General features: G+C 30.8%; 20 protein-coding genes. 8 read left to right on the forward strand and 12 right to left on the reverse strand.

The genetic code is table 11. The features are described from left to right. Nucleotides 1-89: 89 nt before the first annotated feature. From FHR24_RS04940 to pyrR, 4 genes are read right to left on the reverse strand one after another with little or no spacing between them, the layout of a single operon-like run. Nucleotides 90-1,004 carry a ribonuclease Z gene (locus FHR24_RS04940; protein ID WP_167184730.1) on the reverse strand — a complete coding sequence of 305 codons (915 nt, stop codon included), beginning with the start codon at nucleotides 1,002-1,004 and terminating at the stop codon, nucleotides 90-92. A 1-nt stretch (nucleotide 1,005) separates the two neighbouring features. Beyond that, nucleotides 1,006-1,332: a hypothetical protein gene (locus tag FHR24_RS04945; protein WP_167184733.1), complete on the reverse strand. Its 327-nt coding sequence runs from the start codon at nucleotides 1,330-1,332 to the stop codon at nucleotides 1,006-1,008. 5 nt (nucleotides 1,333-1,337) lie between these two features. Further along, nucleotides 1,338-2,267, reverse strand: coding sequence for an aspartate carbamoyltransferase catalytic subunit (locus FHR24_RS04950; RefSeq protein WP_167184736.1), 930 nt, complete (start codon nucleotides 2,265-2,267; stop codon nucleotides 1,338-1,340). Next, nucleotides 2,268-2,816 carry a bifunctional pyr operon transcriptional regulator/uracil phosphoribosyltransferase PyrR gene (gene pyrR, locus FHR24_RS04955; RefSeq protein WP_167184739.1) on the reverse strand — a complete coding sequence of 183 codons (549 nt, stop codon included), beginning with the start codon at nucleotides 2,814-2,816 and terminating at the stop codon, nucleotides 2,268-2,270. A 173-nt stretch (nucleotides 2,817-2,989) separates the two neighbouring features. On the opposite strand from pyrR, the gene FHR24_RS04960 reads away from it, so the two are divergent. The 8 genes from FHR24_RS04960 to FHR24_RS04995 all read left to right on the forward strand — a co-directional run bounded on the left by FHR24_RS04960 (nucleotide 2,990) and on the right by FHR24_RS04995 (nucleotide 11,340). Continuing rightward, nucleotides 2,990-4,330, forward strand: a complete 1,341-nt coding sequence (locus FHR24_RS04960) for a tetratricopeptide repeat protein (protein ID WP_243846501.1) — start codon at nucleotides 2,990-2,992, stop codon at nucleotides 4,328-4,330. A gap of 32 nt (nucleotides 4,331-4,362) precedes the next feature. Further along, a complete protein-coding gene (locus FHR24_RS04965; RefSeq protein WP_167184746.1) occupies nucleotides 4,363-5,286 on the forward strand; it encodes a DUF368 domain-containing protein in 924 nt (307 codons plus the stop codon). Nucleotides 5,287-5,288: 2 nt separating this feature from the next. Then, nucleotides 5,289-6,293, forward strand: coding sequence for a DUF368 domain-containing protein (locus tag FHR24_RS04970; RefSeq protein WP_167184750.1), 1,005 nt, complete (start codon nucleotides 5,289-5,291; stop codon nucleotides 6,291-6,293). 2 nt (nucleotides 6,294-6,295) lie between these two features. After that, on the forward strand, nucleotides 6,296-7,039 hold the full coding sequence (locus FHR24_RS04975; RefSeq protein WP_167184753.1) for a shikimate dehydrogenase family protein: 744 nt from the start codon (nucleotides 6,296-6,298) through the stop codon (nucleotides 7,037-7,039). Between the two features lie 95 nt (nucleotides 7,040-7,134). Then, on the forward strand, nucleotides 7,135-7,524 hold the full coding sequence (locus FHR24_RS04980; RefSeq protein ID WP_167184756.1) for a hypothetical protein: 390 nt from the start codon (nucleotides 7,135-7,137) through the stop codon (nucleotides 7,522-7,524). A gap of 22 nt (nucleotides 7,525-7,546) precedes the next feature. Further along, complete coding sequence (locus tag FHR24_RS04985) at nucleotides 7,547-8,134, forward strand: penicillin-binding protein activator LpoB (protein WP_167184759.1); 588 nt, start codon at nucleotides 7,547-7,549, stop codon at nucleotides 8,132-8,134. A 65-nt stretch (nucleotides 8,135-8,199) separates the two neighbouring features. After that, on the forward strand, nucleotides 8,200-9,591 hold the full coding sequence (locus tag FHR24_RS04990) for a COG3014 family protein (protein ID WP_167184761.1): 1,392 nt from the start codon (nucleotides 8,200-8,202) through the stop codon (nucleotides 9,589-9,591). Between the two features lie 42 nt (nucleotides 9,592-9,633). Continuing rightward, on the forward strand, nucleotides 9,634-11,340 hold the full coding sequence (locus FHR24_RS04995; RefSeq protein WP_167184764.1) for a DUF349 domain-containing protein: 1,707 nt from the start codon (nucleotides 9,634-9,636) through the stop codon (nucleotides 11,338-11,340). A gap of 33 nt (nucleotides 11,341-11,373) precedes the next feature. Here the strand turns inward: FHR24_RS04995 and FHR24_RS05000 are convergent, their stop codons facing one another. The 8 genes from FHR24_RS05000 to FHR24_RS05035 all read right to left on the reverse strand — a co-directional run bounded on the left by FHR24_RS05000 (nucleotide 11,374) and on the right by FHR24_RS05035 (nucleotide 17,301). Further along, nucleotides 11,374-11,952, reverse strand: coding sequence for a Crp/Fnr family transcriptional regulator (locus FHR24_RS05000; protein ID WP_167184768.1), 579 nt, complete (start codon nucleotides 11,950-11,952; stop codon nucleotides 11,374-11,376). 66 nt (nucleotides 11,953-12,018) lie between these two features. Continuing rightward, nucleotides 12,019-12,333 carry a DUF6122 family protein gene (locus tag FHR24_RS05005; protein WP_167184771.1) on the reverse strand — a complete coding sequence of 105 codons (315 nt, stop codon included), beginning with the start codon at nucleotides 12,331-12,333 and terminating at the stop codon, nucleotides 12,019-12,021. After that, on the reverse strand, nucleotides 12,320-12,952 hold the full coding sequence (locus FHR24_RS05010; RefSeq protein WP_167184774.1) for a WbqC family protein: 633 nt from the start codon (nucleotides 12,950-12,952) through the stop codon (nucleotides 12,320-12,322). The genes FHR24_RS05005 and FHR24_RS05010 overlap by 14 nt, the downstream gene beginning before the upstream one ends. A 1-nt stretch (nucleotide 12,953) precedes the next feature. Next, nucleotides 12,954-14,507: a signal peptidase I gene (lepB, locus tag FHR24_RS05015; RefSeq protein ID WP_167184777.1), complete on the reverse strand. Its 1,554-nt coding sequence runs from the start codon at nucleotides 14,505-14,507 to the stop codon at nucleotides 12,954-12,956. Between the two features lie 16 nt (nucleotides 14,508-14,523). After that, complete coding sequence (gene dapB, locus FHR24_RS05020; protein WP_167184780.1) at nucleotides 14,524-15,225, reverse strand: 4-hydroxy-tetrahydrodipicolinate reductase; 702 nt, start codon at nucleotides 15,223-15,225, stop codon at nucleotides 14,524-14,526. Nucleotides 15,226-15,227: 2 nt separating this feature from the next. Then, nucleotides 15,228-15,800 carry a DUF5683 domain-containing protein gene (locus tag FHR24_RS05025; protein ID WP_208412286.1) on the reverse strand — a complete coding sequence of 191 codons (573 nt, stop codon included), beginning with the start codon at nucleotides 15,798-15,800 and terminating at the stop codon, nucleotides 15,228-15,230. A 36-nt stretch (nucleotides 15,801-15,836) separates the two neighbouring features. Beyond that, entirely contained in the window at nucleotides 15,837-16,415 is a 579-nt protein-coding gene (locus tag FHR24_RS05030; RefSeq protein WP_167184783.1) for a DUF5683 domain-containing protein, read from the reverse strand. Beyond that, nucleotides 16,408-17,301 carry a ParB/RepB/Spo0J family partition protein gene (locus FHR24_RS05035; protein WP_167184786.1) on the reverse strand — a complete coding sequence of 298 codons (894 nt, stop codon included), beginning with the start codon at nucleotides 17,299-17,301 and terminating at the stop codon, nucleotides 16,408-16,410. Before FHR24_RS05035 ends, FHR24_RS05030 begins: the two co-directional genes overlap by 8 nt.

The raw sequence follows: 17,301 nt of genomic DNA on the forward strand, positions 1-17,301 counted from the left end.
CAGGTTTCAAACATAAGAAAACTATTTAAAATAAAGTTTTTTTTGTTAGCAAAAGACCAAGGATTCTCAGTAATAATGTTTTGAAGTGTTTAAATAATAAACACTTTTCCGCTTTCAGCCAATTCTACATTTTCAAACTCAGTCAGAGCTTCTAATCTAAATTGGTTTAGGTCTTTGTATCTACTAGAATAATGACCTAAAATTAATTTATGAACCTCTGCTTGTTTGGCAACACTTCCTGCTTCTTTGGCAGTACTGTGTTTTGTGCGTTCGGTTAAGTTTTTTTTATCTTCTAAAAAAGTAGATTCGTGATATAATAAACTTGCTCCTTTTATAATAGGTACAATGTCTGGCTTGTAAGCGGTATCGCTACAAAAAGCATAGCTATGTGCTGTTTTTGGAGGTAGTGTTAAATCATCGTTTTCTAATACAGTTCCGTCTTGTTTTGTAAAATCTTTGCCGTTTTTTAGGTTGTGATAATCACAAATTTCTATTTCTGGCTCATGGATAATATTTTCCATGTTTAATTTTCTTTGTCCTTCTTTTTCTTGAAACAAAAAACCATTAGTATAAACTCTATGGTCTAAAGGAATAGTGGTAACACTTATTTTTTTGTCCTCAAAAATTATTTGAGACTCTGTGCTATTTAATTCATGAAAAAGCAAAGGGAAAGAAGTCCAAGATTTGGATAGTTTTAATTGTAAAGTAATAATTTCTTTAATCCCTTTAGGTCCGTAAATATGTAGTTCTGTTCTACGGTCTAACAATCCAAATGTAGAAATTAAACCTACCAAACCAAAAAAGTGATCTCCGTGTAAATGGGAGATAAAAATATGTTTAATTTTTGCAAAAGGAACTTTATGTTGTCGTAACAAAACTTGCGTTCCTTCTCCACAGTCAATTAAAATATGTCTTTCGTTTATTTTTAAATATTGAGCAGTAGGATGCGCATTGGTTCTTGGTGTGGCTGAGTGACAGCCTAATATGGTGAGTTGGATCCCCATATTAAAATCCTAGATCTCTAGTCATTTCATCCATGTCAATAATATCCTCAGCTTCTGTTAAAGTAGGTACAACGTTTAGTTCTTCCTCAAAGGCATCGGCATCAAAATTAACGGCTATAATAGCAAAAGATAAATTGTTTTCTGCTTGTGTTTCTGCATATTTTTCTAAAGACTGAATGTCTTCTTCAGTAACTTTTATGTTAGAAAAATCTAGAACAATATTTTGATCTTTAAAATCACCAAAGACGTTAGATAGCTCTTGTTTAAAAGCATCAAAAGAAGTTTTGGCAGTTAAAAGTGTGTGTTTTTCGGATGAGGTTATGTTCATCTGTCTTATTTTTTAATTTGAGTAGCTAATAAATAAATACAAGCCATTCTTACGGCAACACCGTTTTCTACTTGATTTAAAATAATAGCTTGGTCTGAATCTGCTACATCAGAAGTAATTTCTACCCCACGGTTAATAGGACCTGGGTGCATAATAGTAACTTCTGAGTTTAGTGAATTTAGTAATTTTTTATCAACTCCATACAATTGCGTATATTCTCTAGTAGATGGAAAATATTTAATGTCCATACGTTCGTTTTGTACACGTAACATATTGGCAACATCTGCCCACTCTAAGGCTTTTCTTAAATTGGTTTCTACAGTTACTCCTAAGCTTTCAATATATTTAGGAATTAAAGTGACAGGTCCACAAACTTTAACTTCTGCCCCCTGTAGTTTTAAAGCATAAATATTAGATAATGCCACACGAGAGTGTAAAATATCTCCTACAATTACTACTTTTTTACCCGCAACATCTCCTAATTTTTCTCTAATAGAAAAAGAATCTAACAAAGCTTGTGTAGGGTGTTCGTGAGTACCGTCTCCTGCATTAATTATTTTGGTATTCACATGTTTTGCTAAAAATTCATGTGCTCCCACATCTGGGTGTCTCATTACAATAATATCTACTTTCATAGATAAAATATTGTTCACAGTATCAATTAGTGTTTCTCCTTTTTTTACGGATGAACCCGAAGCTGAAAAGTTAATCACATCTGCGGACAAACGTTTTTCTGCCAATTCAAAAGATAATTTAGTTCTAGTACTGTTTTCAAAAAATAAATTGGCAATGGTAATATCTCTTAGTGAAGGTACTTTTTTGATAGGTCTGTTAATCACTTCTTTAAAATGATCGGCAGTTTCAAAAATTAAATCGATATCTTCTTTTATTAGGTGTTTAATTCCTAATAAGTTTGGAACACTTAACGTCTTCATCTACTTGTCTTTCTTGTTAATAATATACACGGCATCTTTGGTGGTGTCATCGCTCCAACTTACCAATACTTTTTCTTCGTTAATAACATCTACAGTAGCACCTTTATAGTCGGGCTGAATAGGTAAATGTCTACTAAAACGTCTGTCTACCAAGACCAAAAGTTCTACTTCTGCAGGTCTTCCGTAGGATTGTATTGCCGTTAAAGCAGCATTGATACTTCTTCCAGAGAACAAAACATCATCAATAAACACTACTTTTTGATCTTCTACTAAAAAATCAATTTCGGTAGAGTTTGCGTTTAAAGGTTCGTCTCTACGTCTAAAATCATCTCGGTAAAAAGTAATGTCTAGTTTTCCCAATTTAATGTCTTTAACTCCGTAATCATTGGTAAGAATAGAAGCTATTCTTTCTGAAAAATAAGTTCCTCTAGGTTGTAATCCTATTAAGACAGTGTTAGAAAAATCACCATGGTTTTCAATTAATTGACAAGCCAATCTTTGAAGTATGATTTGAATTTTTTTTGAGTTTAGAAGTATTTTGTCACTCATAAGGTCTAAGTAAATTAGTAGTACAAATATAGTTTTTTTGTTGATTAATTTGTTAAAAACATTTGGGATACCTACCTTATATAAACAGACTTTCTGCTTACTTTTATATTAGGTAAAAAGGTTTGCGCTACTAAAATTAATAAAACATGATGTCATTATCTAAATTTGAGGAAATGCTAAAGACAAATGATGTGTATTTTTTTGATACTACTGAATTTGAGGAGATTATCCATTATTATTTAGATGAAGGAAATACTTCTATGGCTAAAAAAGCCGTTTTTTTAGCACTAGAACAGCATCCAGATTCTGCAGATATTAAATTAATTCAGGCAGAAATAATGGTGTTTGAAGATAAATTAGACCAAGCAAGAGCGTTGTTAGATAATTTAATGGCTATTTATCCTTCTAATGAAGAGGTATATATTCAAATTGCCAACTTATTGTCTAAAAAAGACAATCACAAAGAAGCGATTAAGTACTTAGAAATTGCAAAGAAGTATACAGATGATTTGGCTGATGTTTCTTCTTTGTTAGGGATGGAGTATTTGTATTTGGATGATTATCAGAAGTCTAGAACTCATTTTTCGGTTTGTTTAGATGCTGATTTAGAAGATTATCAAGCTCTTTATAATATCATTTATTGTTATGAAATGGAATCTGCTCACAAAGAAGCCATTGCTTTTTTAGATGATTATATTAATAAAAATCCATATTGCGAAGTTGCTTGGCACCAAATAGGAAGACAATATTTTGTGTTAAAAGAATACAAAAAAGCATTAAAATCTTTTGATTATGCTGTCATAATAGACGAATCTTTTATTGGTGGTTATATAGAAAAAGCTAAGACTTTAGAAAAATTACAACGTTTTGATGAGGCCATCAAAAATTACCAAATAACTTTAGACTTAGATGATCCAACTGCTTATGCTTATTTAAGAATAGGAGAGTGCTATAAAAAGAAAGGAAATGCGACAAAAGCTATTTACTTTTATAAAAAAGCACTGCATGAAGATCCTTTGTTAGATAAATGCTGGATGTTATTATCGGTAATTAGTAGCGAAGAAAAAAGCTACGACAAAGCTTTACATTATTTAAATAAGGCAATTGCCCTAGACGAGACCAATGTGGAGTATTTAAGATTTCAGGCAGATATAAATCTTAAACTTAATTTTTATGAGGAGGCAGCAGAGTCTTTAGAAAATTGTATAGAGTTAGGAGAGTCTGGTGTTGATGTGTGGGTAACCTTAGCCGATATTTGGGTATTGATAGGTGAATATGAAACCGCTTTACTTACTTTGGTAAAAGCAAAAAGACAACACACAAATTTTTCGGAAATAGAGTATAGGTTGGCTTGTCTGTTTTATACAACAGATAGAAAAAAAGAAGCTTATTTACATTTAAAAACAGCTTTAACATTAGATTTTGATTATCACTTAGTTATAAAAGATTTATATCCTGTAGTTTTTAAAGATTTAAAAGTTAAAAGAATGGTTTCAAACTTTTTGGAGAACTAGTTTTAAAATTTATTTTTGCCAAAACACTTTTAATGAAAAGATCACTTAAAGATTATGCTGTTATTTCTCTAAAAGGAATGGCAATGGGAGCTGCCGATGTTGTTCCAGGAGTTTCAGGAGGTACCATTGCTTTTATTTCTGGAATTTATGAGGAGCTGCTAACCACGATAAGCAATATAAATTTATCGTTGTTAAAAACATTAAAAGAAAAGGGACTAAAAGAAACTTGGAAACAAGCGAATGCTAATTTTTTATTAGCACTATTGTTAGGTGTTGCTATTAGCGTAGTTTCTTTGGCAAAAGGAATTTCTTTTTTATTGAGCACTAAACCTATTATGGTTTGGTCTTTCTTTTTTGGGTTAGTGTTGGCAAGTATTTTTTATGTGGGTAAGCAAATTAAAAAGTGGAGAATTCAAGAGATTGTAGCTTTGCTTATAGCTTGTGTTGTAGCCTATTCTATAACTGTTGCCAAGCCTTTGGTAAATGATGAAGCTTCTTATCTGTTTTTGTTTTTAGCAGGAGCCCTGGCTATTTGTGCCATGATTTTGCCGGGTATTTCAGGAGCTTTTATTTTGGTGTTGTTAGGAGCCTATGAAGCTATTCTTACCGCGGTTCATTCAAGAGACTTACAAGCCATTGCTGTTGTTGGTATAGGTTGTGTTGTTGGTCTATTAAGTTTTTCTAGAGTGTTAAAATGGTTGTTTAACCACTATAAAGATGTAACCTTAGCAGGATTAACAGGGTTTATATTAGGTTCTTTAAACAAAATATGGCCTTGGAAAGAAACATTAACGACTAGAATTAATTCTAAGGGAATAAAAGTACCTGTTTTACAAAATAGTATTTTACCTACAAATTACAATGGAGAAGCACAATTAACAATAGCTATTGGATTGGCAATTATTGGTTTTTTATTGATTTTTGGTTTAGAAAAATTAGCAAGTCATAAATCATAAACATGTTTCCAAAAGGAAGTTTATTATATAATCTTGTGCTCTTTATCAAAGGAATTTTGATGGGGGTTGCAAACAAAGTGCCTGGAGTTTCTGGTGGAGCCGTGGCTTATGTCTTAGATTTTTATAATGAACTAATTTATTCTTTTCAAAAAATTAACAACAAAGCAGTTGCATTGCTTTTTAAAAGAGGAATTAAAAGCTTTTTAACGTATATAAATGCTAGGTTTTTAATCTTTATAGTTGGTGGAATAGTATTTAGTTATTTTACGGTGTCTAAATTGTTAGACTATTTTTTAGTGAATTACGAATTAGATGTATGGTCTCTATTTTTTGGAATGATTATAGGTTCTGGAATTTACTTGATTAAAAGATATAAAGGTTGGGAGCTAAAAAGTTATGTGTCTTTGTGCATAGGAATAACAATAGGAATTGCCATTAATTTTATAGAACCTAGTACCGAAAATCACAATCTTTGGTTTGTGTTTTTGTGTGGAATTATAGGTGTTTCTGGTATGACAATTCCAGGTTTATCGGGTTCTTATATTTTAATGTTAATGGGCAATTATGTGTTCTTGTTAGTAGATACTGTTAATATTCTATCGAACGTAATTCTGTCATTAATAGTTGGAGATTTTTCTACTTTACAAGATCCCACACATCAAGAGTATTTAGCAATTATTGGCGTTTTTACCTTGGGCTCTATTTTTGGATTGATATTTTTTTCACAAATATTAGCTTTTGTATTAGTCAAGTGGGGTAAAATTGTAAATGCATTAATTATAGGTTTTATTATAGGCTCTTTAGGAACGGTATGGCCATGGAAAAATAAGTTATATGCTCATTATAATGGGCAAGTTGTTTTAGATAAATTTCATAACAAAATAATTATTGGTTTTGATAAGTTTATGCCAGACCTTGCACTACAGCAAAATAGGATGGCTATAGGTTTTGTTATTATAGGTATTACCATAGTGCTTGGAATAGAGCGTTTACAAAAAATAAATTAAGTATGAGTAAAGTTACATTTGGATTGGTAGGAAAAAATATATCGTATTCTTTTTCTAGAGGCTATTTTACAGAAAAATTTAAAAAGGAAGGAATTGAAAATCATCACTATATCAATTTTGATTTACAAGATATTTCAGTTTTAAAAAAGGTAATAGAGATAAAAGAAAATGGATTAAAAGGGTTAAACGTAACGATACCTTATAAGCAAGAAGTACAACAGTTTTTAACTTCTTTAGACAAAGATGCCGAGGAAATAGGAGCTGTAAATACCATTAAATTAAATGATGATGGCACTGTTGTAGGATACAATACAGATGTGTATGGGTTTCAAAAATCAATAGAACCTTTTATAAAACTACATCATACAAAAGCTTTAATTTTAGGAACAGGAGGTGCATCAAAAGCAGTGGCTTATGCGTTTAAAAAGTTAGGAGTAGCCTATAAGTTTGTATCTAGAACAGCAACAGATACTGTTTTTGGGTATCACCAGTTAAGTCAAGAAATAGTAGAAGAGTATACCGTAATTGTAAATTGTTCTCCGTTAGGAACCGCACCAGAAGTAGAACTAAAGCCAGAGATACCTTACCAGTTTATCAATAGCAATCATTTGTTGTTTGATTTGATTTACAATCCATCAGAAACTACATTTTTACGTTTGGGAAGAGAGCAAGGAGCAGCTACCAAAAATGGGTTGCAAATGTTAGAGCTTCAGGCAGAAAAATCTTGGGCAATTTGGAATAGCTAATCATATGCAAACGTAGGTTTTTGTTAATGTTTGTTAAAAAAAGTTTGGTATAATTTTGGTAACTTAGTTTAGTATATCATTTTAAATATATCATTATGAGAAATTTAATACTTTTATTTGGTCTGTTGTTTTCTGTAGTAGCATATTCACAAAACGAATCAGATCAAAATCCTAATTATAAAGCTGCTTACGAACAATATGTAAATGTTGCAAATGATTATGTAAGTAAACAAGGAACTACAGTACAACAAACCTATGTAGCCATAGATCCTATGGAAGAAAAAAGAATTCGTAAAAAAATACACAAAGATCATAGAGCAATGCGATCTTTATGGAAGCATGAAGAACGTATGGAACGTGCTAAAAACACTCGTTACTATAGCACTTCTTACCCTGTTAGAACTTCTTTTTATGGTGGAATTAGTTATCCGTTTTATAGAAGTCGTTTTGGAATTCAGTTTCCAATTCATGGTCGTAGATATTAAATAAAAACAAATCAAAATAAAAATGAAAAAAAGAGTTTTAATAGCAATGTTAAGTGTTGTTGGGTTTTTAACAATTACATCTTGTTCTAGAAAAATAACTAGAGTTGCTACCGACGAACAAATAGATATTAGCGGAAGGTGGAATGATACAGATGCAAGATTATCTGCAGAGGCTTTAAGCTCTCAAATTGTTATGGGAGATTGGATTAACGAATACAAAGTGACAACAGGTAAAAAACCAGCTGTGATTGTAGGTTTGGTTAGAAACAAATCTCATGAACACATAGATGCAGAATTGTTTACTATTGAAGTAGAAAAAGCGTTGGTAAAATATCAGAAAGCAAAAGTGGTACAAGGTGGTGAAATGAGAAATGAACTAAGAGCTGAAAGAGCAGATCAACAAACAAACTCTTCTGTGTCTACCATGAAAAAATTTGGTTTAGAAACCGGAGCAGATTTTATGTTACAAGGGACTATAAATTCCGTTGTAGATGCTCTTAAAAAACAAAAAGTAGTATATTATCAAGTAGATTTAGTGTTAACTAATATTCAAACCAACGAAAAAGTCTGGTTTGGGGATAAGAAAATTAAGAAATTTATAAAAAACTAAGATTAATTAAAATTTAAAAACTGTTTAGTGTTTAGCTAAGCAGTTTTTTGTTTTTTCTGAATTTTATGAAACATAAAAAACGCATTACTTTTGCCCTTTATATGTTACTTGTTTTAAGTAGCATAAGTTGTGCTACCTACCATTCTTTATCTGAAAAATATCAAGAAGAAATAGTGAGTGGTGAGTATGCTGATGCAATTGTAAGTATTGATAAAAATAAGTTTTTAAACAAACACAGAAATGAATTATTACTGTATTTAGAAAAAGGAAAAGTAGCTTATTTAAATAAAGACTATACATTAAGTAATGAGTTTTTTAACAAAGCAGATATATTAATAGAGGAGGAAAAGAAAAATTTAGCAGCTGGAGTATTGGGAGTACTTACCAATCCTGAAAAAACTCCGTATAGAGCAGAAGATTTTGAAAAAGTAAGCATTCATTACTACAAAGCGTTGAATTATATTTTTTTAAATTTATATGACGATGCTTTGGTAGAAGCAAAACGAATTAATTTAGAACTTCAGAAAATAAATGATTCTTACCCAGCGGGTAAAAAAAACAGATATACGACAGATGCTTTTGCCTTAAACTTACAAGGAATGCTATATGAGGCAACAGGTAATTTAAACGATGCTTTTATTTCGTATAGAAATGCATTGGAACTTTATGTTACTAATAAAGGGAGTTATTTTGGAGTAACAATTCCCAAACAGTTAAAACAAGACGTAATTAATACAGCTCATTTACTAGGTTTTACAGATGAGGAAATTAGATACAGCAATCAGTTTGGGTTAAAATATATCCAAAAGACTAAGAGTTATGGAGAGGTAATAGTGTTTTGGGAAAACGGATTAGTGCCTTATAAATCTCAATCCTATTTTACTTTTGTAGCGTTGCCAGGTAGTAATAATGGCTTTGTGAATTTTAGTAATAGTGAGCTAGGGGTTAGTTTTCCTGTTCCTACCAATAGTAATACTACTAGTGTTTTAAATATAGCATTTCCAAAGTATCAGAATAGAGGTTTGTATTTTACTAATGGAAGAGCATTAATTAATAATAGTGATATAAAATATAATTTTGAATTGATAGAAGATTATAAAACTATCGCTTTTAAAACCCTGAAAGACAGAACAGCAAGAGAAATAGGCAAAATAGCACTTAGAGTAGCAGCTAAAAAAGTGTCAGAAAGTATTGTGAGTAATCAAAACCAAGGTTTAGGAGCATTGGTCAGTATTTTTAATGCTGTTACCGAAAAAACAGATACTCGTAATTGGCAAACACTGCCCAACCAAATACAATATAGTAGGGTTCCTTTAGATCAAATAGATAATAAATTACAAATTGAAGTGAAAACACCACAAGGAATATCACTTAGAAAGGAATTTAACGTTAAGGCAACAAATAATATTCAGTTTTTAAACTATATTACTCCTCAAATAATATTGTCTAATAAATAGTATTTTTTAGCTTTAACAAATTAAACAATTACAACAATAGAAATGGATAAAGAAATTCAATCAGTAGATTATAAAACAATGTCGTTAGAGGCTTTAGTGGAAAGATTGAAAACAATTCTTAAAGAAAAACCAGTACAAGACATAAAAGAGGAAGCAAATGCAATAAGAGCTTCTTTTTATTTGCAGTATAATGAACAGGTAGAAAAAGCCAAACAAGCTTTTATAGAAGAAGGAGGTAATGAAATAGATTTTGAATATTCACAACCTATACAGGTTGAATTTAAAAGTTTATGGAAAACATATATAGAAAGTAAAAATGCTCACCACTTAAAACTAGCTCAAAACCTAAAAGATAATTTAGTTAAAAGAGAAGCTGTTATAGAAGGGGTTAAGTTATTAATTGAAAAAAATGATGTTTCTAGTTCTTACAAAGAATTTCAGCAATTACAAGCAGATTGGAAAGAAATAGGAGCTGTTTCCTCAGAAAAATACCAAGAAACTTGGGGGAATTATCATTTATATATAGAACAGTTTTACGATTTGTTACACTTAAATAATGATTTAAGATCTATTGATTTTAAACATAATTTAGAAGCAAAACAACAAATTATTGTAAAAGCAAAACAATTGTTAGAGCATGATGATATACAATTTGCTTTTAATGAATTACAAGTTTTACATAAAATTTGGAAAGAAGATACAGGGCCTGTAGCCAAGGAGTTTAGAGAAGCTATTTGGCAAGAATTTTCTGAAATTACCAATGCTATTCACAATAAAAAAACCATTCACTTTGAAGCTTTAAGAAGAGAAGAGGATGAAAATTATGTGAAAAAAATTGATAAAATTAAAGAATTAGAAAGTTTTGATTTTAGTAAAAACAAAACTTTTGGAGATTGGAAAAAAAGTATTGATGCTTTTGAAGTTTTAAAAGATGAGTTTTTAGCTATTGGTAAAATACCTAAAAACAAAACACATCAATTATGGGAAGCATTCAAATCATCTACCAAAGCTTTTAACACAGCAAAAAACGATTTTTTTAAAGAAAGTAAAAAACAGCACAACGAAGCTTTGGCTAAAAAAAGAGCCTTAATTGATGAAGCTATACAATGGAAAGATTCTAACGATTTGGTAAATGCAACAGAAGCTTTTAAAAGGATTCAGGCTGCATGGAAAAGAGTTGGTTTTGTTCCTAGAAAACAAGCTGATGCTTTGTGGAATGAGTTTAAAGCTATTTGTGATGCTTATTTTGATCGACTAAATACGGTTAAAAAAGAAGGAACACCAGAGCAACAAGATAATTATAACAGTAAAGTAAAGTTTTTAGAAGTAATATCTGCTGCAGAAATTACTACAGAAAATATTAATGATATTGTAAAAACTTGGGTGCAAATTGGAGTTGTACCACCACAAAAAAATAATATAGATCAAGATATTCAGACTTTATTGTTAAAATCTTCTAGTGCTTTTCCTGAAGATTTAACAGAAGCTGATTTTTTAAAGTATAAAATTAAAGTAGCTTATTGGTCTGCTTTAGAAAGCAAAAAGCTTTACGATGAGCAAAACAATCTTAAAAAAGAAGTTGACATTGTAAATAAGGACTTAAAACAATTAGAAAATAATTTGGGATTTGTTTCCGGAGGAAAAAAAGGAAATCCTTTATTAGATATGGTCATGCAGTCTATAGAAAAAGAAAAGAGCAAACTAAAACTAGCCAAAAAGAAATTAAAATATTTAAGATCTATTCAATAAAAAAAAGAGAAGCTTTAAAGCTTCTCTTTTTTTTTACTCTGTTAATAATTTTTTTCTAATTCTACTTAGCTGAATAGGAGTGATTCCTAAATGTGAAGCTATGTGATATTGAGGAATTAGTTGATCAATATTTTTAATTCGCTTGCGTAAAATTAAATACCTTTCTGTAGCATCTTTAGATAGAACATCTATAAGAGCCCCTTCAAGTTTAGTATATTCAATTTCTAAGGCCCTGTACATAAACTCACTAAATTCAACGCTCTCTTGTCTAAATTTAGTAAGATCATCTTCTTTAACCTCTACAATTAAACAATCGGTTAAACATTGACAAGCAATTTTTGCGGGAGATTTATCAATTGCCGATTTTAAAGAAGTGGCCATACTCCCAGAACAAGAAATAGATTTGTTTATTTCCTGTGAATCTGAGGATTCTTTCATATAAGTTCTAGTTACTCCGTTTAGGATAAAAAAAACTTTTTCGTTTACGTTGCCAAGTTTGCATAGGTGGTCTCCTGACTTGTAGGGGACTACGGAGGATATACTCAGTAGTTTTTGAAAATCTTCATTAGACAGTGGGTAGATGTCTTTGATGAAATTTATTAATATTTCCATTAATGTATGTTGTTAAAGGTGATACTATTCCTAACAAATGTAAGTATTTATTAGGAGAAAAAATATTTATTTAAGTGAACAATCTGTTAAATCTGTAAGCAAATGAAAAAGAAGTCCAATAGCAATCAATCTTGTTTTTTTGGGTATTAGTAGTATAAAATATAAAATAATTACAGGAAAACTGTGTAAAGGGTGAAAACCAACACTACATCTATTAGAATCAAATATTGGAGATGCTAATAAATGATCTAAATCTATTAACATAGTACTTATTAAAATAAGCCAATTTTTTTTCCATTCTTTCGGATTGTACAAATAAGCTATAATTCCAGGAGCTAAAAAATGTAATCCATAATGAATAAGAAATTTAAGAGATATCATTACTTAAATTTAGTTTCTCAAGATAAGTAATTGCGTTAGGTCCTTCCATAAAAATAAGATCTATAATACTTAAATTAGGAAGAAATCCGTGTTTGTCATCAAATACTTGAATGTATCTATCAAACTTAATACCAAGTTCTTTTTTTAAAGTAATCCAATCTCTTAAGTCGATTTTTGTACTATTTATTAAATATTCTTTGGTGGTAGTTATTTCTGTTTTTTCTTGTAAAGCATCCATTACAAAATGGTGACAAGCCATATGTAAATCCGCTAAGTATTTATATTTTTTTTCAAATATAGTTATTAAATCATGTTCGTAATATTCAAAAAAAGGAGAAGAACTATAGGCTGATTGTAAAGATCTTAAATGTAATTTTTGCCAGTCCTCTGCATAGTTTATTTCTATGTTAGGAGTTATGGTTTTAGCTTCTTTACTTTTAGTCACAGGAACATTTAGCAATAACTTTCCGTTGGCTGCATATATATAACAACGAGTTCTATAAGTTTGTTTGGTAAAATGATCGTGTAGCTCAAAAGTAGTGCTAGCAGATTGTATAATAGCAGCGTACTGTGCTATTGGAGCAAAATACGCTGGCTGAACAACGATGTTTTTTGACATGTTATTTTTTTCTTCTTTTGTAAACTTCTTTTCCTAGGTAATACAATCCTAAAAACACAATAAAATAGATGAAATAAGATTTAGGTGTACCTTCTCCATGTACAGTTGTAAACATTCTTTCCCAACGTATTTTTTTGTTGATAGCACTTTCGTTTTGATCCAAACTCATCCAAATAAATACAGGTTTACCTACTACGTGATCAAAAGGAGTAAATCCCCAATAACGAGCATCTAAAGAACGTTGTCGGTTGTCTCCCATCATCCAATAGTAATCTTGCTGAATGGTATATGTGTTTGTTTTTATATTGTTAATATATATATCACCATTGTCTTTTATTTCAAATTTATTACGCTCGTATTCAGATATAATTCTTTTATAAAAAGGAAGAGTTTGTTTGTTTAAGGTCACGACATCTCCTTTAGCAGGAATGTAAATAGGTCCATAGTTATCTTGACTCCAAGCATATTGAGGGTCGTGAGGGAATACTACAGGGTCATAATTCCCTTTAGGGTCTATGCTTCTTTTGATAGAAATTACTTTAGGATCATTTTTCATTAACAAAGCATGTTCTTTGTCTAAGTTGATGAAATATTTGGTTCTTTCTCTATTTAAAACCGAAGCCTCGTCTGGATTTACATTGTAAGTATGTACAATCTCATCTCTACTAAAAGGTTTGTTGGTGTCTACATAATAGTTAAACTGTGGTTTAGCTCTATCTGGCAAAACAGTTTGTTTTCCATTAATAAACACATAACCATTTCTAACCTCTAAACTATCACCAGGAATTCCCACAGATCGTTTTACATAGTTGGTTTTTTTATCAACAGGTTTGTAGGTGAATTTACCAGAGTGATCTCCCCACATTAATGCAAGTGTATCCGATGGCCAGTTAAAAACTACAATTTCATTTCTTTTTATTTTCTGAAAACCAGGTAATCTAAAATAAGGTAATTCAATTCCTTTAATATAAGAACGTAGTCCTGTACCTGGAATAGAATCGTGAACCATTGGTAAGGCAAGCGGACTAATAGGAGTTTTAGCTCCGTAATGAAATTTACTTACAAATAGAAAATCTCCAATTAATAAGGATTTTTCTAAAGAAGAAGTAGGAATGGTAAAAGGTTGCATAATATAAGTATGCACAAATGTTGCTGCTGCTACAGCAAAAGTAATAGAACTTACCCATTCTCCTGTTTTACTAGGTGGTTTAATACTTCTATTTTCGTTGTATTTTAAATCCTCAAAAACTACATAGCTTAAATAAAAATTATAAAATCCTAAAGATAATATAGCCAGCCAAGTATCTTTGGTATCAAATTTTCTAAAACTTCTTGCAATTTCTACCCATATTACTGGAAAAATCAATAAGTTAATTACAGGAATAAATAAAATAAATACCCACCATTTAGGACGTTTTATAATATCCATTAATACCACAGCATTGTATACAGGAATAGCTGCTTGCCATGCTTGTTTACCTGCTTTTTTATATAATTTATAAGTACCTAGAAAATGTAATACTTGTATTGTTAAAAAGAATAAAATCCAATTCATGTTTTTTGTTTTGTAATTATAAACCTAGTACGTCTCTCATAGAGAAAACTCCTTTTTTATCTACCAACCATTCAGCAGCTATAACAGCACCTAAAGCAAAACCTTGTCTGTTGTGTGCGGTGTGTTTAATTTCAATACTATCTACTTCAGATGTGTAATCAACAGTATGTGTACCCGGAACCTCTGGGCTACGAATAGCTTTGATAGGAATATTTACTTCCTCAGTAGCTTTATCAACCTCCCAACCTTTGTATTTGGTGTGTTCTATAACACTTTCAGCCAAGGTGATTGCAGTTCCGCTAGGTTCGTCTAATTTTTGTTTGTGATGAATTTCTTCCATAGTCACATTATATTGTGAAAGGTTTTTCATCATTTTAGCCAATTGATCATTCAACTCAAAAAAGATATTAACCCCTAAACTATAATTAGAAGCATATATAAAACCTCCTTTTTTCTCATTGCACAAAGCAACCATATTGTCATAATCTGACAACCAACCTGTGGTTCCCGATACGACTGGTACTCCGTTGTTAAAACAGTTAGAAATATTATTAACAGCTACATTAGGAACACTAAAATCAATAGCAACATCGGCTAATGTAATATCATATTCTTTTGTGTTTTCATCTACAATTACTACGATTTCATGTCCTCTACTAACAGCTATTTTTTCAATAGTCTGTCCCATCTTTCCATATCCTAATAATGCTATTTTCATGTTTAAAAATTTAGATTTAAAGACAACCCTACGTAATTTTTTTGTGATGAAGGTTCTTGCATCAACTTAGGGTCGAATGTTATATTGTCTGATATATTAAATTGTAACAAATGCGCATCTATACTAGCTTCTAATATTTGTAACGCGTACAAACCTACAAAAGTTAATAAAGAAGTATCTCTGTTTTTTCTCAAAATTTGTTGAGCACTTTCTAAACTTTCAGTAGAAAACGTATTGATAAACTCATCTGTTTGACCAGCTTGTCTTTGTTTAAATGCTTTTCGGTATCTTTTATAAGATCTGTTGTTTATACTATAGTAATACAAACTACTAGCTAAGGCTCCATATACAATCGGTATTTTCCAATAACGACCATTGTATGCCTGTCCAAGTCCAGGAACAATAGCTGAATAAAATGCTGCTTTGGCCGGAGACAACGGATTAAAACTTTCTGTGTCTTCTAAAAAAGCTTTACTGTCCATAGACAAATTACCTTCGTTTTTTTCTTGACTAAAAGAAGAAAAATGAAAGAAGAAAAGAGTTAGTATAAGTGCTATAAAATAAGGATTATTCATTTGATTTCTTACTTGTTAGGTATTGTTATTAATGCTTTAAAAATCAAGGTTTAAAGAAAGTGCAATATAATCCTTATTTGTAGAAGTTTCATTTTCTATATTTGGAAATATAGAAATATTATGAGTTGTATTAAACTGTAGTAAATGAGCATCAATGCTAGCTTCTATAATTTGTAAGGCATACAATCCTATAAAAAAGAATAGAGAAATATCTCTATTTCTGCGCAATCCCTTTTGTGCGTTTTCTAATGTTTCTGTGGTTTTAAAATTTGTTGATATGCTAAATTCATCAACCTTACCCGCTTGTCTTTGTTTGTAGGCTTTCCTATATCTGTTATATGTTTTTTGTTCTCTAAAGTAGTAATACGTCGGGATGGCTAAGGCTCCGTATACAATCGGTATTTTCCAATAACGACCGTTATATGCTTGCCCAAGCCCGGGAATAATAGCAGAGTAAAATGCAGCTTTAGAGGGCGATAGTGCATTGTAACTCTCTTGATCATCTAAAAAAGCTTTACTGTCCATAGATAAATTACCTTCGTTTTTTTCTTGACTAAAAGAAGAAAAATGAAAGAAAAGAGCTATTAATATGATTATGAAAGAACGATTATTCACCTAAGTTTAAAATGGCTTTAATTTGATTAAATTCTTCTTCGGAGTTAAAAGAGATAGATATTTTTCCTTTTCCTTTGTCATTAGCAGTAATAGCCACTTTTTGACCAAAAAAACGATTGAAAGTTTGTTCGTTGTTTTTTACAAAGTTAGGAACAACAGGAAGTGTCTTAGTGGCTTTGTTCTGTTTTAGTTGAGAAACTAAAGCTTCGGTTTGTCTTACAGACAATCCATCTTTTAAAATTTTTTCATAAATCTCTAATTGCTTTAGACTGTTGTCTAAATTAATCAAAGCTCTACCGTGTCCCATACTAACAAAACCATCTCTCATTCCTGTTTGAATGATTGGATCTAATTTTAACAAGCGTAAATAATTGGTAACTGTAGATCTTTTTTTACCTACACGACCACCTAATTCTTCTTGAGTTAAGTTAATTTCGTCTATTAAACGTTGATATGATAAGGCAACTTCTATAGGGTCTAAGTTTTTACGTTGAATATTTTCTACCAAGGCCATTTCTAGCATTTCTTGGTCATTAGCTAAACGTATGTATGCAGGAATTGTTGCATTACCAATTAATTTAGAGGCTCTAAATCTTCTTTCTCCAGATACCAACTGAAATTTATCGTTATCTAAACGTCTAACCGTAATTGGCTGAATAACGCCTAAAATTTTAATAGATTCTCCTAATTCACGTAAAGCTTCTTCATCAAAAAAAGTTCTAGGCTGAAAAGGATTGACCTCTATTTGTTCTAGTTCTAATTCAATAATGCTTCCTATAATTTCAGTAGCTTTTTCATGATTAGCACTGCGAACGCTCATGTCGTTTTCTTTCAATAAAGCAGAAAGACCTCTACCTAAAGCTTGTTTTTTTGTTGCTTTTGCCAT

Source organism: Wenyingzhuangia heitensis (genome assembly GCF_011762155.1).
GTDB classification, from domain to species: domain Bacteria; phylum Bacteroidota; class Bacteroidia; order Flavobacteriales; family Flavobacteriaceae; genus Wenyingzhuangia; species Wenyingzhuangia heitensis.

Coding starts and splice junctions, on each gene's coding strand:
- FHR24_RS04965 (WP_167184746.1), top strand. CDS start 4,363: ATGAAAAGATCACTTAAAGATTATGCTGTTATTTCTCTAAAAGGAATG.
- FHR24_RS05025 (WP_208412286.1), bottom strand. CDS start 15,800: ATGAATAATCCTTATTTTATAGCACTTATACTAACTCTTTTCTTCTTT.
- lepB (WP_167184777.1), bottom strand. CDS start 14,507: ATGAATTGGATTTTATTCTTTTTAACAATACAAGTATTACATTTTCTA.
- FHR24_RS04970 (WP_167184750.1), top strand. CDS start 5,289: ATGTTTCCAAAAGGAAGTTTATTATATAATCTTGTGCTCTTTATCAAA.
- FHR24_RS05010 (WP_167184774.1), bottom strand. CDS start 12,952: ATGTCAAAAAACATCGTTGTTCAGCCAGCGTATTTTGCTCCAATAGCA.
- FHR24_RS04985 (WP_167184759.1), top strand. CDS start 7,547: ATGAAAAAAAGAGTTTTAATAGCAATGTTAAGTGTTGTTGGGTTTTTA.
- pyrR (WP_167184739.1), bottom strand. CDS start 2,816: ATGAGTGACAAAATACTTCTAAACTCAAAAAAAATTCAAATCATACTT.
- FHR24_RS04990 (WP_167184761.1), top strand. CDS start 8,200: ATGAAACATAAAAAACGCATTACTTTTGCCCTTTATATGTTACTTGTT.
- FHR24_RS05005 (WP_167184771.1), bottom strand. CDS start 12,333: ATGATATCTCTTAAATTTCTTATTCATTATGGATTACATTTTTTAGCT.
- FHR24_RS05035 (WP_167184786.1), bottom strand. CDS start 17,301: ATGGCAAAAGCAACAAAAAAACAAGCTTTAGGTAGAGGTCTTTCTGCT.
- FHR24_RS05000 (WP_167184768.1), bottom strand. CDS start 11,952: ATGGAAATATTAATAAATTTCATCAAAGACATCTACCCACTGTCTAAT.
- FHR24_RS04995 (WP_167184764.1), top strand. CDS start 9,634: ATGGATAAAGAAATTCAATCAGTAGATTATAAAACAATGTCGTTAGAG.
- FHR24_RS04960 (WP_243846501.1), top strand. CDS start 2,990: ATGCTAAAGACAAATGATGTGTATTTTTTTGATACTACTGAATTTGAG.
- FHR24_RS04975 (WP_167184753.1), top strand. CDS start 6,296: ATGAGTAAAGTTACATTTGGATTGGTAGGAAAAAATATATCGTATTCT.
- FHR24_RS04980 (WP_167184756.1), top strand. CDS start 7,135: ATGAGAAATTTAATACTTTTATTTGGTCTGTTGTTTTCTGTAGTAGCA.
- FHR24_RS04940 (WP_167184730.1), bottom strand. CDS start 1,004: ATGGGGATCCAACTCACCATATTAGGCTGTCACTCAGCCACACCAAGA.
- dapB (WP_167184780.1), bottom strand. CDS start 15,225: ATGAAAATAGCATTATTAGGATATGGAAAGATGGGACAGACTATTGAA.
- FHR24_RS04945 (WP_167184733.1), bottom strand. CDS start 1,332: ATGAACATAACCTCATCCGAAAAACACACACTTTTAACTGCCAAAACT.
- FHR24_RS04950 (WP_167184736.1), bottom strand. CDS start 2,267: ATGAAGACGTTAAGTGTTCCAAACTTATTAGGAATTAAACACCTAATA.